We start from the raw sequence: 15,824 nt of genomic DNA, 5'->3' as shown, positions 1-15,824 counted from the left end.
CGGCCAGCGCGGAAACCGATAACGCTCCTATTGTTCTTATCAATCGCCCTTATTCAGTGCACGATACGCGTTATGAGTATCCGCAGGAGCTCCTACGTATGGCACTCGCGGAGGTCTCGGGGACCTATGGCATCAAGGAAGTTCGTTGCTCGCGATATACCATGTCCAGAGACCGGCTTTTCCAGGAGCTCCTGAAGGGGGATCTGGTACAGGTTGTGGCTGAAGCGCCCAAACCGCATTGGGAGCAGAAGTTGATTCCCATACGGATTCCTATCCGCAAGGGCATACAGGGGTACCGTGTTTTCCTGATAAAAAGGGAGAACGAGAGCCGCATGCGCGAGGTAAGAACGCTCGACGACCTCATGGCAATGCCCACTGGGTCGGGTGGTCAGTGGTCCACCGCATCGATTATGGCCCGTGCGGGTTTTAACGTGATCACCGGCTCGAACTACGAAGGGCTTTTCCGGATGCTGGAGCAAGGGCGTTTCACAACGTTTGGACGCGGCATCAATGAGGCCTACAGTGAGCTGAAAGCCCATCAGGGTGTTTTCCCCGATCTGATGGTAGATCCGTCAGTAATGCTGTATATCCCGTTGCCGACCTATTTTTTTGTGACGCCCAAGCGACCCAAGCTGGCGAGCCAGATCGAAGCCGGTTTGCGTGCCATGCAGAAGGATGGTTCCTTCGATCGCCTGTTCTACGCCTACTTCGGCAAGGATATCGAGAGAGCTCGTTTGCGTCAGCGGAGAATCTTCTTTATTCCCAATCCCGACCTGTCAGCTCAGACACCTTTCTCCGACAAGAAACTCTGGTTCGATCCGCAGGTTGACTCGAGAATGCTGGCCAGCTTGGGAACCGCGACTCAGTCGATCAGTGTGAGCTCGCAGAGGCAGTACTGCACCTATAATTCTCCTTTGCAGTAAGCCCCAGGGGTACAGGATCCACGTCAGAATCGGCCAATGTGCGTGCCAGGTCGGCGTCAGTAGCGAATTTATATTTTATTGATAAATAATGTTTTATTCTTTTCAAGAGGTTGTGAATTCTTGTGAAGAAATTGTCGGATGGGCATGGCGCGATCAAAATCTGAACTATAATTACTGTCGATAGAAGGTATATGTCTACGAAAATACTTGAGCGCTTGGAAGCGTAAGGTTTTTACACTCAGTAGCAAGGAATGGAGCTTGCTGGGTATGCGCAGGGAATATCGAACAAGGTGGTTCTATTTTTGGGTAGCGTGGACTCCGCTTTTACTCTTGGCTGCGGCAATCACATGGCTGCTCTTTCAGGCCCAGGATAGCGCGAGTCGATCCGTTCTCCTGTCGGAGCAGCGGAAGGCAGTTCAGCTTGTTAGTACGTCGTTGTCCAGCACCCTCGCGTCTGTTCGGTCAGACCTGTTGTTTCTTGCCGCCCAAGCCGAGCTGCAGGGCTGGCCGGAAAACGAAAAGCCCTCATCACAGCAGCCGCTTGCGAATACCTTCCTGGCCTTCGTCAAAAACAAGCAGCGTTATGACCAACTGCGTTTGATTGGCGTTGATGGCCAGGAAAAAATACGCGTTAACTGGGATCAGGGGCATCCCGTTATCGTCGATCACGCCCATCTGCAAAACAAACTTTCTCGGTATTACGTCAAAAATGGCCTGGCGCTGTCCCGCGGTCAGGTTTATGTCTCGCCTTTCGACCTTAACATTGAGCACGGCAAGATCGAGCAGCCTATCAAACCGATGATCCGTTTCGTCACGCCGGTCACTGATGATAATGGGCAGGTCAAAGGCGTGATTGTCCTGAATTTCATGGGTAAGGAAATCCTTCAGAATCTTGATCGGATTTCAGTCAATGAGCCGGGCAAAGTATGGCTTTTGAATGCCAACGGTTATTGGCTATACGGTGGCGCTCCGGGGGATGATTGGGCATTTATGTATGACAATGGCCAATCCAGGACCCTGGCGGCCAGGTTCCCTGAGGTATGGCGCGAGATCGCCAACGGTCCGGGTATAGGTCAGTATGTCGATCACCGGAATATCTACACGGCATCAAAGATTTTCCCAATCAACCATATCGGAAACGATGTGCCTGCCAGCACCAATACCCAGGGCAAACGGCTGGCCCACTGGTATGTGGTGTCCATGTTGCCTTCGACCTATGTCGCTGTCGGGGAGCACCGGCTTCGGCATAAGTTTCTTGTATCCTTTTCGGGCATGGCGCTGGTCCTTGGCATAGCCGCCGCCATGTTTTCCCGGGCCGTGGTCCGAAGGCATCTGGCCGAGGAAAAGCTGCGCGCCAGCGAGTCCACCTTTAGGTCCCTACTTGAGGCGGCTCCGGACGCCATTGTCATTATCGACAAGTCCGGGCATATCGTGTTGGCAAATGCCCGAGCCCAGCAGGCTTTTGGTTACGACAAGGACGAATTGCTCGGCAAACCGATTGAGGTTCTGGTGCCGAAGGAAATCGCGTCGCAACACGTCTCCCACCGCTCGGAATACCTCTCCATGCCCAGAACACGCCCCATGGGCGCGGGGCTGGATCTGCATGCCCGGAGAAAGGACGGCAGTCTGTTTCCCGTCGAAATCAGTCTGAGTCCGGTTCCCATGGGAGAGGATGTCCTTGTGTTCAGCGCCATTAGAGATGTCACCGAACAACGGCTGATCGACCGTCAGATCAAGCATCTCAACGAGTCTCTGGCGCTGCAGAACGGCGAGCTGATGGTCGTCAACCGGGAGTTGGAAGCCTTTAGCTATTCCGTGTCGCACGATCTCAGGACGCCGCTTCGGGCTATCGACGGGTTCAGTAATATCCTGGTATCCGAACTCGGAGACTCGCTTTCGCCTCAGCATAAGGACTATCTGGACCGTGTGCGTCGCGGAGCCCAGCGCATGGGCGAGTTGATCGACGATTTGTTGAACCTCTCACGAATTACTCGCGCGGAAATCCATAACGAAAATGTGGACCTTACGGCGTTGGCTGGGAGTGTTTTTGCCGGAATTGCTGAGCAGTACCCTGAAAGAGCGGTGACCTTCAAGGTCGAACCCGAAATGCGGGTGAACAGCGATGGGCGGTTGCTGCGTGTTGCATTGGAAAACCTGTTGGGAAATGCCTTCAAGTTTTCGTCCAAGACTGACGAGCCGATCGTGTCTGTCGGCACAGAAATCAAGGACGGAGAGCGGGTCTATTTCGTTAAAGACAACGGCGCAGGCTTTGATATGACCTACGCCGACAAGCTGTTTGGCGCTTTCCAGCGTCTACACAGTTCATCCGATTTTCCAGGAACAGGAATCGGACTTGCTACTGTACAACGTATTATCCACAAATTGGGTGGTCGCATATGGGCTGTTGCTGCAATAGGGCAAGGGGCCACCTTTTACTTCACCCTGAGGGAAGCGGAGGTGAATTCATGAACGACAAGGTGATTCTGCTGGTGGAGGACAATCCCGACGATGAGGCGTTGACGCTACATGCCTTGGCGGCGAATAAGATCGGCAATCGGGTTGTCGTACTGCGAGATGGAGCGGAAGCCCTGGATTACCTTCTGGCCCGGGGGCCGCATGAAAAAAGGGCGGAGCAAGAGGTGCCAACACTGGTCCTCCTGGACCTGAAGCTTCCCAAGGTGGATGGTCTGGAAGTCCTGCGCCAGCTTCGCGCGAACGCGTCGACAGCGTATATCCCTGTTGTGGTGCTGACCTCATCACGGGAACAGGAGGATCGGCTGAAAGCCTATTCGCTTGGCGCCAACAGCTATGTCAGGAAGCCCGTCGATTTCGACGAGTTCGTTAGAGCCACCCAGCAACTGGGAATGTACTGGCTATTACTGAATGAGCCGGCACAAGGTTAGCGAGTTACGGACGCTTGGAGAGTGCTAGATGGAAATGGCAGCTGAACGAGCTGAGCTCAATGTTCTTATCCTGGAAGACTCCGAAGACGACGCATTGCTGGTTGTGGCCTATCTGACGGGTAAAGGTTACAAGCTTCAATGGATTCGGACTGACACGGAATCCGGTTTAAAGCGTGCGCTGGCAGAGCGTCAATGGGACCTGATCCTGTCGGACTACACGATGCCCCAGTTTAGTGGACCTGAGGCATTGAAAATCGTTCGTTCGCTGAACAAGGAAGTCCCCTTCATCTTTGTTTCAGGCACGATAGGGGAAAAGGCTGCTGTCACCGCGATGCAGGCCGGTGCGCAGGACTACGTGATCAAGGGGGACCTGTCCAGGCTGCCTCCGGCCATTGAAAAGGCATTGGCGGACGCTCAAACCCGTCGCAAGCACCGCTTGGCGGAAGAACTTCTTCGCAAATTGTCGCAGGTGGTTGAGCAGGCCGCCGAAAGTGTTTTTATCACCGATAAGCAGGGATTGATCGAATACGTCAATCCCGCATTCGAAGTCCTGACCGGCTATAGCTCGGAAGAGGTTCTCGGACAAAGCCCCTCATTCCTGAAATCGGGACAACATGGGCCGGAGTATTACTCGCGCCTTTGGAACACCATCCTGAAAGAAAATATTTTTCGCGACACGATCACGAACCGTCGCAAAAACGGCGAAATCTATTTCGAAGAGACGCTTATCGCGCCGCTCATCAATGACCAGGGTGAAATCACCCACTTTGTCTCCACCAGTCGGGATGTCACAGAAAAGGTTATCGCGGAGGAAACCCAGGCGCGCCTGCAGGCCATTATCGAAGCGACAACGGACATCGTCGCCATCAGCGACGAGCGGGGCGAGATCCTGTACCTGAACCGCGCCGGAGTTGAGCTGCTTGGGTCGTCAAACCTGGCTGTTGGTGATTATCCCTCGAGCAAAGAGCAGGCGATAGCGCTGGCGCAAAAACTGTTGAAAGACGCCCTGCAGGCGGCGGCAAGAAGCGACGTCTGGGAGCGGGAGGCATACCTTGAAACCCGTGATGGCCTGGGGGTATCGCTATCCCAACTGGTCCTGGCGCACCGCACGGACGACGGGTCCGTCGCCTATATGTCGACCATTGCGCGCAATATCACGGAACGAAAACGCTTCGAAGCCGAGCTGCACCATCAAGCCACTCATGACACGCTGACAGGGCTCGCGAATCGCGTGCTGCTCGTGGAGAAACTGGAAACGGAAATCTATAGAAACCAGCGCCGGGGTGGCTATACCGCTGTCCTTTTTCTTGACCTGAACAACTTTAAAAGGGTCAACGACAGCCTGGGGCATACGACGGGCGATCAGCTGCTGCAGTTGGCGGGCGAAAGGCTCCGCCAACACTTGCGGCCCTCGGATATTCTGGCCCGGTATGGTGGGGATGAATTTGTCGTGGTGATTACCGATCTGGTCAAACCGGATCATGTGCTGATCATTCTCGAAACCTTGCACCAGGCGTTCGACCGGCCCTTTCGAATCGCCGATACGGATCTGTTCGTGTCCTTTACGACCGGGATTGCGTTTTGTCCAGACGACGGCACCTCCGTGGAAGCGCTGTTGCAGAATGCCGACTCTGCGATGTACCAGGCGAAGTCGAAGGGGGGGAGAGAATACCGGTTTTATGCGCCGGCAATGAATGAACGGCGCCACGAGCTTCTGTCTCTGGAGTCGGAGCTGCATTGGGCGCTCGCCCGGCAGGAATTCGTCCTGCACTATCAACCTCAGATCGACCTTTGCACCGGAACAGTCGTTGGTATGGAGGCATTGTTGCGCTGGCAACATCCCCAGCGAGGCTTGGTGTCACCTGCCGATTTCGTTCCCTTATTGGAGGAGACCGGGCTGATTGTACCGGTGGGCCTTTGGGTTCTCCGTCAGGCCTGTATCGATTTCCGGGCCTTGTGGAAGACAATCGATTCCCGCCCCCGGGTATCCGTTAACCTGTCTGCCCGGCAGTTTTCCGGTGGGACATTACTTGAGCAGGTCAGAATGATCTTGGCCGAGGAGGATTTCCCGGCCGAGGCCCTTGAACTTGAAATCACCGAGCAGATGTTGATGGAGGACCTTAAAGCCTCCGGAGAGATTCTTCGCGAATTGCATGAACTGGGTGTTCGCGTAGCGATTGATGATTTCGGCACCGGTTACAGCTCGATGGCTTATCTCAAGATATTGCCGTTGAACATGCTCAAGATTGATCGGACCTTCGTCAAGGATCTCCCGGATGATGCCAATGACGCGGCCATTTCTGAGGCTATTATCGTCCTTGCGCACAAGCTGGGTCTGGAAGTGGTGGCAGAAGGAGTCGAAACGGAAGAGCAGTTGCGTTTTCTTGAACGTAACGGTTGCAACCTGATCCAGGGATATTACATCAGCCGCCCCGAGCCCGTAGAGCGTCTTCGCCAAATGGTAGGGTTGAGTGTGACGCCTTCTCGGTGAGCCGGTGGCGATTGTATTGGAATTAATGACAGGTTTTCGATTAATTTTAAATTTTAGAATTTATTGAAATCAAGGAACTAAATCATAAACCTTGATTTAAAATTATATCCTTGGACGCTTATTGGCTTTCAATGGCCTGATTCCGGTCAATGATGTTATGGATTCTGCGCGTGTTTACTTGTTAGGCTGTAGCTATTGAACTATTTCTAAAATGAATAATTGCACTTATGCGCTCACTTGGCCTTTTAAGGGATTTTTAGGAAGAAAATGCCGCTGAGCCTTTAAACGTCTCTGATGCGAAGGGAGGCCATCGCCTGTGAATCGATTACATCTGACGTTTATTATAATGGTGTCGATCGTCGTAGGTGGCGTAATCGGTACAGAGGTATCTCCATGGCTGGGGAGCCTGTTGTGTGCGGCCGTAATTATAATTTATGGCTATTATAAAAAGGATTTTTTATATCAACAGAATGATAGTGCTGCTTCGGATGAGGTGGCTGACGATAGCGCCGGAACTTTCGCCAGTGTGCTGGAAGGCATTGGTAGCCACTTTTATGAACGCCTCCAGGAAACCCTGGCAAATCTGGACAATCTCGAACATATTCAAAAGGATGCGTCGTCGACCCTAACGACGGCCTTTCATGTGTTGCACGGTATTCTTTCAACACAAAAAAGCAGCATAGAAACATTATTATACGAGGTAAATAGCGAGGAGCACGACGATGACCAAATGCAAAAGCGTATGGCCAGGTTCGCCAATAATACCTCGAGGGTTTTGACCCAGTTTGTTGAAACAACCGTAAAAATGAGCTCAGAAGCAATGGGGCTCGTTGAATATGTCGAAGAGATATCATCCGCCATGCCGGATGTCATTAAGGCGCTCAAGGATATAGATGGTATTGCGGCTCAAACCAATCTCCTTGCATTAAATGCTGCCATAGAAGCCGCTCGGGCTGGGGAGAGTGGCCGCGGATTTGCCGTCGTCGCCGAAGAAGTCCGCTCCCTTTCCAAACGCTCTGCTGAATTCAGCGATGCCATTCAAAAGAAGTTACATCATATCGCCGACGCATTCGAGCGCCTGAAAGTTCAGGTTGGAGACGTGGCTTCTCAGGATATGTCATACGTCCTTGGAGCAAAGAAGGAGGTCGAGTCGACGATCAGGGCGTTGGTGGATAAGGCCGAAAGAGATCGTCAAATCGCTCACGAAATCGAGTCATCGGCTGAGACGCTGGAGAATAGTGTCAATGACGCCATTCGGGCGCTTCAGTTCGAAGACATGTCTTTGCAAAACATTCAATACAGTGCTGAAGGCCTGCAACAACTGGTTCCTCTGACGCAGTCCCTTAAAGGAATGGGAAAGGGGAACTCCCCCGTGTCGACATTGGAACAGGCGTTATCCAGGTTTGAGGAGAAGGCGGCTGCCCGGCGAAATAACCCGGTGAGTGCCGAGTCTATTGGTAGTGGAGAGATTGAGTTGTTCTGACCATCCGTTGATCTGTTGCGTGAAGGAGCACCACCGTGAGTACTGATGAGACTATTCGGTTAGATGAACGGTTCGACTTTAGCTATCACCGCACGTTCCACGAATCCTGCAAGGTGCTCCTGGAAAGACCCAGCGTCAAAAAAATCACATTGGATCTCGCTAAAACGCGTTATATGGACAGCTCGGCGCTTGGCATGCTTGTCCAGCTGAAAAAGAAATGCGACGAGGCCGGAAAGGGCGTCGCCATCGTTAACGCGACAGGGCAGGTTCGCGAGACGCTGGAGATAGCCAACATTCAAAAACTGATACCTCTGGCATAGTCGGGTAGCGCTGTGGGAGACGTATTACGGAGTGGAGTTTCCGTTTTAGTCGTAGATGATGACGAGCTGATGTGCCTGTTGGTAAAGGGGGCATTGGAATCGGACGTTGTTCAGGACGATCGCGGAGGTGATTTGCCGCTTAACATTGCGATTGCCTCTTCGAAGCGCGATATCGGGCATTGGGTCGCGAATAGGGAAGAGCTCGACCTTGTCCTCCTCAATGACCAGTTCGGTGGCGGGGGAGCCTTAACCTTCCTGGGTATGTTCCGCGGCAAGGGGGCTATGAAAAAAGCCTATGAGCCCTCAGTCGTGATTATCAGCTCCAATGACGATCAGTCCTTTATCAATCGCTGCTTTTCGGAAGGCGCTGCGGACTATCTCATAAAGCCTTTCAGTATCGGTTTGCTGGTACAAAAGGCGAAAGCGCTCCTGCGCGAGCGCTGGTTGACCCGAAAAATCGATGCTCAGAACCAACGCCTGCAGCTGCTGATCGCCGAATCTTCGCGTGAAGAGCAACTGGCAAGATTCACCTACGACTTTCTCGTGAGCCGGGTGTACAAAGAGTTGCCGGGTGTTTATGCCGCTTCGTCTTCTTCTCGGGCATTTAGCGGAGACTTGATACTGCGGGCCAAAGGCCCTGTTGGGCAAGCCTACGTGATGTTGGTCGATGCTACCGGGCACGGGTTATCTGCGGCTATCACCTTACTTCCGGTGGCGACCACCTTCACAACGATGGCTGCGAAGGGATTTTCGCTACAGCAGATTCTCTTCGAACTGAACAAGCGTCTACTACGAGATACACCTCCAGACCGTTTTGTCGGTGCCATTGCCATTGAAATGGATGTCAATCGATCGGAGGTCCGGCTTTGGAACGGCGGCATGCCGCCCTTGATGAAGGTCAGTAAGACAGGCGTCATAGAGCACCAATTTCCTTCGCGCCATATGGCGTTGGGTATTCTGGACGACCGTCATTTCGATGTATCGGTCGAAACACACGCTTTGACGGACGAGGGGTATTGGTTCTTCTACAGCGATGGTCTTACCGAGCAGCCAAATGCCGATGGCGAACCCTTTTCCCGAGACAGGCTTGAGTCCGCGCTGATGCCGGATCCTGAAGACGCCGTCAACAATGTGTTTAATGCACTTTTCGCGTTTGCCGGGAAGGAGAAGTTTCACGACGACATATCCTGTTGCTCGCTGGCACCCAAGGTGTTTTGGGAGGCATCCCAACAGACTGTCGAAAGGTCTCCTACCGGTGAATGGTCACCCGAGATTCCCCGGTCTCCCTTTGTCTATAACGTGGTTTTGTCGGGGCCACAATTAGCCAAAGTCAGCATGCCGGCTTTATGTAGCGGGGTGATGCAGCAACTGGATTTACCAAACGAGCCCATGGCAAAAGTCATGACCGTTGTGACAGAGCTGGTTTCAAACGCGATAGACCATGGTGTGCTGAGACTTGACTCCAGTCTTAAGGAACAGGAATCGGGTTTTCTTGCTTATGCCGAGGAACGGGAATCCAGAGTCAGAGAACTGACTGAAAAGGACCGGGTGTCGCTAAAGATGGCATGGAATTCACCCGAAGCGCCGGGGCTTTTGCTTATTCAGGTTATCGATTCAGGAACCGGTTTTGATATGGGAGAAGAGGGCGACGATGCACTTACCCGAGTTTCCGGGCGAGGTCTGCAGTTGCTCCGAAGGCTCTGTGCATCGTTGGAAATTCGATCGCCCGGTAACAACATCATTGCGTGCGTGTCGCTGTGAGGCGGCACGCCTGTGCCGTTGAAAACAGCCTTTAAGGTCTGTAACGAAGGGAAGGTCAGCATTATGAGTAAGCACATCCTAGTAGTCGACGATTCTGCATCCGTACGGCAGATGGTCGAGGTGACCCTGAAGTCCGCCGGGTATCAGGTGACGACGGCGAGCGATGGGCAAAAGGCGCTCGCAGCCTGCCAATCCAATCGTTTTGATTTCGTTCTTACTGACCAGAACATGCCCAATATGGACGGTCTGACGTTGATAAAAAGCCTGAGGGGAATGGCTGCATTCGGACGGACACCTATTGTCGTTCTCACGACAGAAGCCAGCGATGCAATGAAAGCTCAGGGCCGGGCTGTAGGTGCGACGGGGTGGATGGTTAAGCCATTCGATCCGGCAAAGTTGCTGGAAGTTGCCGCCAAGGTTCTCAAATAGAACAGCGATGGTTTAACAGGCCCTTCCGGTTTCGCGGTTAACCGGCTCCCAAGGAGGGACGACATGAGCATAGACATGCGCCAGTTCCATGACAGCTTTTTCGAAGAGAGTGCAGAGCACCTCGACGAAATGGAACGGATTCTTATGCAGGTCGATCTTGAGTCGCCCTCCGCCGATGATTTGGACAGCATTTTCAGGGCGGCCCACTCCATAAAAGGGGGCAGTGGAATCTTCGGTTTCGATGCCTTGGGGGTAGTCACCCATGTCATGGAGAACCTGCTGGATAAGGTGCGGGCGCGGGAAATGGCGCTTGAGAGCGACCTTGTCGAAATCCTGCTCAGGACCGGCGACACCTTAAGAACCATCCTGGGGGCTTATCGGGGCGGCGAATCGATACCCTGGACGGAGGTGAACCAGGCAACGGAAGCCCTGGAAAAGGTACTTAAATCTCATGACGGCGCGCCCGTTGAAGAGCCAGATGTCGGTTCCACACCGCCGGAAACCGTCGGGTATGGTTTCTTCCCGGCGAAACCCCAGCCCACTGAAGACGACGGTTTTGGATTTTTCGAACCTGACACCGCCGCGGCGCCTATAGATGAAGGTTTCGGTTTTTTTGACGAGTTGCCCTCAGGGGCGTCTCCCGTTGCGCCCGAATCGGGCCCCGGATTTGGCTTCTTTGGCGAGGAAGGTGGGGCTGCTGCGGCAGGCTCCGACTCAATAGCGCATCCCACGAAAGGCATTCCCCCGAAAGCCGATCGGGAGGCGCCAGGTAATGCGGGAGACGGCGAGGCCGAGAGTGCGGTTGGCCATCAAAAAAGTGTATCGCCACCGGTGCCAAAAACCTCTGGTGGGCCTTCTAAAACGTCGGCTGAGAAATCCCTGGGGAGGGAAAAGCGATCGTCTCACGAATCTACATCGATTCGGGTGGACACGTTGAAGGTCGACCAATTGATCAATCTGGTTGGCGAACTGGTGATTACCCAATCGATGCTACTGGATATCTGCAAGGACGTGGAGGGGCACAATGGCGAACGCCTTGAAAGGGTGTTGGGCGAGTTGGTACGGAATACACGAGAGCTGCAGGAATCGGTGATGTCGGTGCGGATGTTGCCCATTTCCTTTGCGTTCAGTCGTTTCCCGCGGGTGGTCCGGGATCTGGCGGGAAAGCTGGGCAAATCGATAGACCTCATCGTTGAAGGCAGTGAAACAGAGTTGGATAAGGGGTTGATCGAAAAGCTTGTCGATCCGTTGACCCATCTCGTGCGCAACAGCGTCGACCACGGTATAGAAACCCGCGAAGCCCGTAAGGCCGCCGGAAAACCTGAAAAGGGAAATGTCGTCTTGAGGGCGCTGCAACAAGGCGGGAATGTGGTCATCGAAGTCGCTGACGATGGCGGCGGCCTGGACCGCGAAAAAATCATCGACAAAGCGATACAGCGGGGCCTGCCGCTACCCGACAATCCCTCGGACAGAGATGTCTGGCAGTTGATCATGGCTCCTGGCTTTTCCACGGCTACCGTTGTCACCGAGGTATCCGGGCGGGGTGTGGGCATGGATGTCGTCAAGCGCAATATCGAGGCGCTTGGGGGGCGCCTGGATATCTTATCGGCTAAGGGGCAGGGAACGACCTTCTCGATTCACCTGCCGCTGACACTGGCCATCGTGGACGGACTCTGCGTGCTGGCCGGGGATCAGACGTTCATTATTCCGCTGGTCAATATCATTGAGTCGATGGCGCCGGACGCGGGCTCAATCAAGACATTGGCGGGCCAGGACAAACTCCTTTCCGTACGCAATCACTATTGGCCCGTCGTCGCCCTTGGGGCCGTCATGCAGGTCGAGAAAGGAACCCTGGATGCGGAGCATAGCATCATGGTTTTGGTCGAAGCGGGGCGACGTCGTTTTGCGCTGCAAGTCGACGAGTTGGTCGGGCAGCAGCAGGTCGTTATCAAAAGTCTTGAGCAGCACTACCGGCGGGTGTCAGGGGTGGCAGGCGCGACAATTCTGGGAGACGGGGGCGTTGCGCTGATTCTGGATATCGAGGCATTGGCGGAACACGCGATTTCATCGGAGACGATGGAGGCTAGCACAGTATGAACGAAGATCAGCTTACAGCAGCCGTATCGAGCGAGAACGGCCAGGAGTTTCTGACCTTCACGCTGGGTACCGAGCACTATGCGCTCGACATCCTCAAGGTCAAGGAAATCCGGGGTTACGACGCGGTGACCAAGATTGCCAACGCGCCCGCTTTTATCAAAGGCGTTATCAATCTCAGGGGGGATATCGTTCCTATCATCGACCTGCGCATGAAATTCGATATCGGTGACGTGACCTATAACGAATTCACCATAGTTATCGTGTTGCAGATCAACAGCCGGTATGTGGGCGTTGTCGTGGACGCTGTATCGGATGTAATAACGCTGGGGAAGGAGGATGTGCGTCCTGCTCCTGAGTTTGGTGTCTCCTTCGACAGTCGCTACCTACTGGGATTGGCATCGGTCGGGGAGAGCATGGTTGTCGTCATCGATATCGAACGCCTGATTAGCAGCGATGAGATAGGGCTCATGGATCAGGTCAGCGAATCATCCCTGACAGAGCCCCATTGATTTTTGTAAACCCCGACCGGACGAAGGCGGTACCGGTTTTGACACACCCGTGATGGACAGGAGTAAGACATGGACGCCAACCCCTCTGCGCGGTTCTGAACGAGGTTGACGCCCTTTCCTGACTACCTTGCATGTGAGGTCTGGCATGAAAGCGTTCCTGAACAGTATTGGCATTCGAACAAAGCTTTTCTCGATCGGGATTCTGGCCCTGTTGGCATTGTCTTACCCCATGACACAACTGTGGCGGGGGGAAAGCGCCAAAATTGAATTCGAAAAGAACGTGCTCTTGGGTGTCCCGGCCCTACGAGCCGACGTTCAGCTGGCGTCCGCAATGAGGGCCCACCGGGGGCGATCTGTCGGCATTCTTTCAGGTACCGATGACCCAAAGACGATCGATGGGCCTCGAAATGATGTCCTGTCTGCGTTCAGCCGGCTGTCGGATACCGCTTTTATCAAACAGCATCCGAACCTGCAGCGGGAGATCGACCGGATCCGCCAGAACTTCGAAACCTTGAGTTCCAGTGTGCAAAACAAAGCGATAAGCGATACGGACAGTTTTGCCCGGCAAACGGATTTGGTTCGCGATGTGTTCGTGCTGGGGGACCGGATGGCGAAGGATAGCGGCATCCTCCTGGATCCCTCCGCTGCAACGCATTATCTCTACGATGCCACCTTCAATAAGCTGGAACCCCTTATCGAAACCCTTGGGCAGTACCGCGCCCGAGGCATGATGGTCCTGTCTACCAACAACGAAAATGCGCCAAACATGGCCCGGATTGACAGCCTCGCTTCCCGGGCTGACGCCCAGGGAAAGATGGTGTCGAATTCCCTGTCGTTGGCTGCTCAGGCTCAGGAGGAAAAAGGCAATACCGAAAACGGCGATCGGCTGAAGGCGCTCTCGTTGTCGGCTCGCACCGATATGGGCGCAATACAGGACAGTAAGGCTTTGCTCCAGAAGAACCGGAAAGAAGACGCGGGTGCTTTCTGGCAGGCCACCACGCAAGCCATTGGCACGCTCACCCGTGTTCAGGACCAGCTCTGGCAGTTCTATATCGATGCGGCCAATCAGCAGATCGCCCGCATGGAAACCGATCATTTGCACCTGAGCATCACGCTGATCGTGATTGTTATCGTCCTTGTCGGCTGTATCTTGTTAATTACCAGGAGCGTCACGCGTCCGCTCAGCGCGGCAGTGGCGTCAGCCAAACGTATCGCGGACGGCGACTTCGAACAGCATGCACCGAGACCTGTCGGCTCGAATGAAATGTCCGTCCTTTTACAGGGACTGGACGATATGCGGGCCAAACTGTCCGAAAATATCACTCGAGAACGGGCGATCTCGGCGGAAAACCTGCGAATTCGCATCGCGCTGGACAACGTTTCCACGAACCTGATGATCGCCGATAACGAGCGGAACATCATTTACCTGAACAAGTCCGTCGAGGAAATGCTGAAACACCGGGAGTCGGTCTTCAAGAAGGAGATTCCGAGTTTCAATGCCAAAGATCTCCTGGGCACGAATATCGACAATTTCCATCAGAATCCCGAGCATCAGCGAAAACTGCTTTCCACCTTCACAACGACGTATCGGACGCAAATCCGCGTAGGCGACTGTCACTTTGGTCTGGCAGCGAGTCCGGTGATCAATGCTGACGGTGAGCGCCTGGGGGCTGTCGTAGAGTGGGTCGATCGTACTGCTGAAGTGCGGGCTGGGGAGGAGGTGTCGGCGCTGGTTTCTGCGGCTGCCGGCGGGAACTTCGCCACCCGCATTGACATGGAGAACAAGGAAGGTTTCTTCCTGGAGATCGCCAAAGGCCTCAACCAACTGGTCTCGACAGCGGACAAAGGTCTCAACGATGTGGCGCGTGTACTGAGCGAGATTTCCAAGGGCAACCTGACGGAACTGATCGAGGACGATTATCAGGGAACCTTTGGCGAGCTGAAGCGTTATTGCAACGATACGGCCGCCCGGTTATCGGAAATGTTGGGTGAAATCCGCTCATCCTCCGACACCATTGCAACGGCCGCCCGGGAAATTGCGCAGGGCAACAGCGATCTGTCCTCGCGCACGGAGGAGCAGGCTTCCAGCCTGGAGGAAACCGCCTCCAGCATGGAGCAGTTGACGTCCACGGTTAAACAGAATTCGGATAATGCCCGTCAGGCCAACACCCTTTCGTCGCAGGCCACGCAGGTTGCCCAGGATGGTGGCCAGCTGGTGGAACAGGTTGTGTCGACGATGAATGATATCAACACCTCGGCGCAGAAAATCGCCGAAATCATTGGCGTCATCGATAGCATCGCGTTCCAGACCAATATCCTGGCGCTCAACGCCGCTGTCGAGGCGGCCCGGGCAGGCGATCAAGGCCGGGGATTTGCGGTCGTTGCATCAGAGGTCCGTAATCTTGCGCAACGTTCCGCAAATGCGGCAAAAGATATCAAGGCGTTGATATCGGCCTCGGTGGAAAAAATCGAGAACGGCAATCAGCTGGCGACTCAGGCCGGCGAAACGATGCACGATATCGTGACGGCCGTGAAACGTGTCAGCGATATCAACGCCGAAATCTCTGCCGCGTCAGTCGAACAGTCCAAAGGTATTGAAAACGTCTCCACGGCCGTCAACCAGATGGACGAGATGACGCAACAGAATGCAGCCCTGGTCGAAGAAGCTGCCGCCGCCGCTGAAAGCCAGCAATCGCAAGTCGAGTCGCTGCAGCGGTTGGTCAGCCGGTTCCGGTTACAGGAGGCACATGTTATCTCGATGGCAACGCCGCCCGCGCTTCAGAAGACGGCGGCCAAACCGGCCAAAGGGACCGTCAGTCGCCTTCAGACACATGGTGTAAAACCATCGCCAATGGATACGCCGCAATTGCCGGAAGATGAGGACGATTGGGAGCAGTTCTAGAGGCCG

11 protein-coding genes are annotated in these 15,824 nt (G+C 54.2%); all 11 read left to right on the top strand.

The features are described from left to right. Positions 1-98 precede the first annotated feature (98 nt). The 11 genes from CLR77_RS14595 (at position 99) to CLR77_RS20515 (ending at position 15,818) form a co-directional block, all read left to right on the top strand. Positions 99-923 (top strand): amino acid ABC transporter substrate-binding protein, encoded by an 825-nt coding sequence (locus CLR77_RS14595; protein ID WP_143269423.1) that lies wholly within the window; start codon positions 99-101, stop codon positions 921-923. 267 nt (positions 924-1,190) lie between these two features. Further along, positions 1,191-3,392, top strand: a complete 2,202-nt coding sequence (locus CLR77_RS14590) for a PAS domain S-box protein (protein WP_097461390.1) — start codon at positions 1,191-1,193, stop codon at positions 3,390-3,392. After that, a complete protein-coding gene (locus CLR77_RS14585) occupies positions 3,389-3,826 on the top strand; it encodes a response regulator (RefSeq protein WP_097461389.1) in 438 nt (145 codons plus the stop codon). The genes CLR77_RS14590 and CLR77_RS14585 overlap by 4 nt, the downstream gene beginning before the upstream one ends. Before the next feature lie 28 nt (positions 3,827-3,854). Next, on the top strand, positions 3,855-6,317 hold the full coding sequence (locus tag CLR77_RS14580; protein ID WP_097461388.1) for an EAL domain-containing protein: 2,463 nt from the start codon (positions 3,855-3,857) through the stop codon (positions 6,315-6,317). 316 nt (positions 6,318-6,633) lie between these two features. Further along, positions 6,634-7,800 (top strand): methyl-accepting chemotaxis protein, encoded by a 1,167-nt coding sequence (locus CLR77_RS14575; RefSeq protein WP_097461387.1) that lies wholly within the window; start codon positions 6,634-6,636, stop codon positions 7,798-7,800. 35 nt (positions 7,801-7,835) lie between these two features. Continuing rightward, positions 7,836-8,120 (top strand): STAS domain-containing protein, encoded by a 285-nt coding sequence (locus tag CLR77_RS14570; RefSeq protein WP_097461386.1) that lies wholly within the window; start codon positions 7,836-7,838, stop codon positions 8,118-8,120. 12 nt (positions 8,121-8,132) lie between these two features. Beyond that, positions 8,133-9,881, top strand: coding sequence for a fused response regulator/phosphatase (locus CLR77_RS14565; RefSeq protein ID WP_143269422.1), 1,749 nt, complete (start codon positions 8,133-8,135; stop codon positions 9,879-9,881). A gap of 63 nt (positions 9,882-9,944) precedes the next feature. Then, positions 9,945-10,310, top strand: coding sequence for a response regulator (locus CLR77_RS14560; RefSeq protein WP_097461384.1), 366 nt, complete (start codon positions 9,945-9,947; stop codon positions 10,308-10,310). A 63-nt stretch (positions 10,311-10,373) separates the two neighbouring features. Then, complete coding sequence (locus CLR77_RS14555; protein WP_097461383.1) at positions 10,374-12,407, top strand: chemotaxis protein CheA; 2,034 nt, start codon at positions 10,374-10,376, stop codon at positions 12,405-12,407. Next, positions 12,404-12,916 (top strand): chemotaxis protein CheW, encoded by a 513-nt coding sequence (locus CLR77_RS14550; protein ID WP_097461382.1) that lies wholly within the window; start codon positions 12,404-12,406, stop codon positions 12,914-12,916. Before CLR77_RS14555 ends, CLR77_RS14550 begins: the two co-directional genes overlap by 4 nt. A 145-nt stretch (positions 12,917-13,061) precedes the next feature. After that, positions 13,062-15,818, top strand: a complete 2,757-nt coding sequence (locus CLR77_RS20515) for a methyl-accepting chemotaxis protein (RefSeq protein WP_097461381.1) — start codon at positions 13,062-13,064, stop codon at positions 15,816-15,818. Positions 15,819-15,824 lie beyond the last annotated feature (6 nt).

Source organism: Mangrovitalea sediminis (assembly GCF_002514725.1).
GTDB lineage: Bacteria > Pseudomonadota > Gammaproteobacteria > Pseudomonadales > Oleiphilaceae > Mangrovitalea > Mangrovitalea sediminis.
Note: the sequence above shows the minus strand (reverse complement) of the source record. Positions and strands in the feature narration are given on the sequence as shown.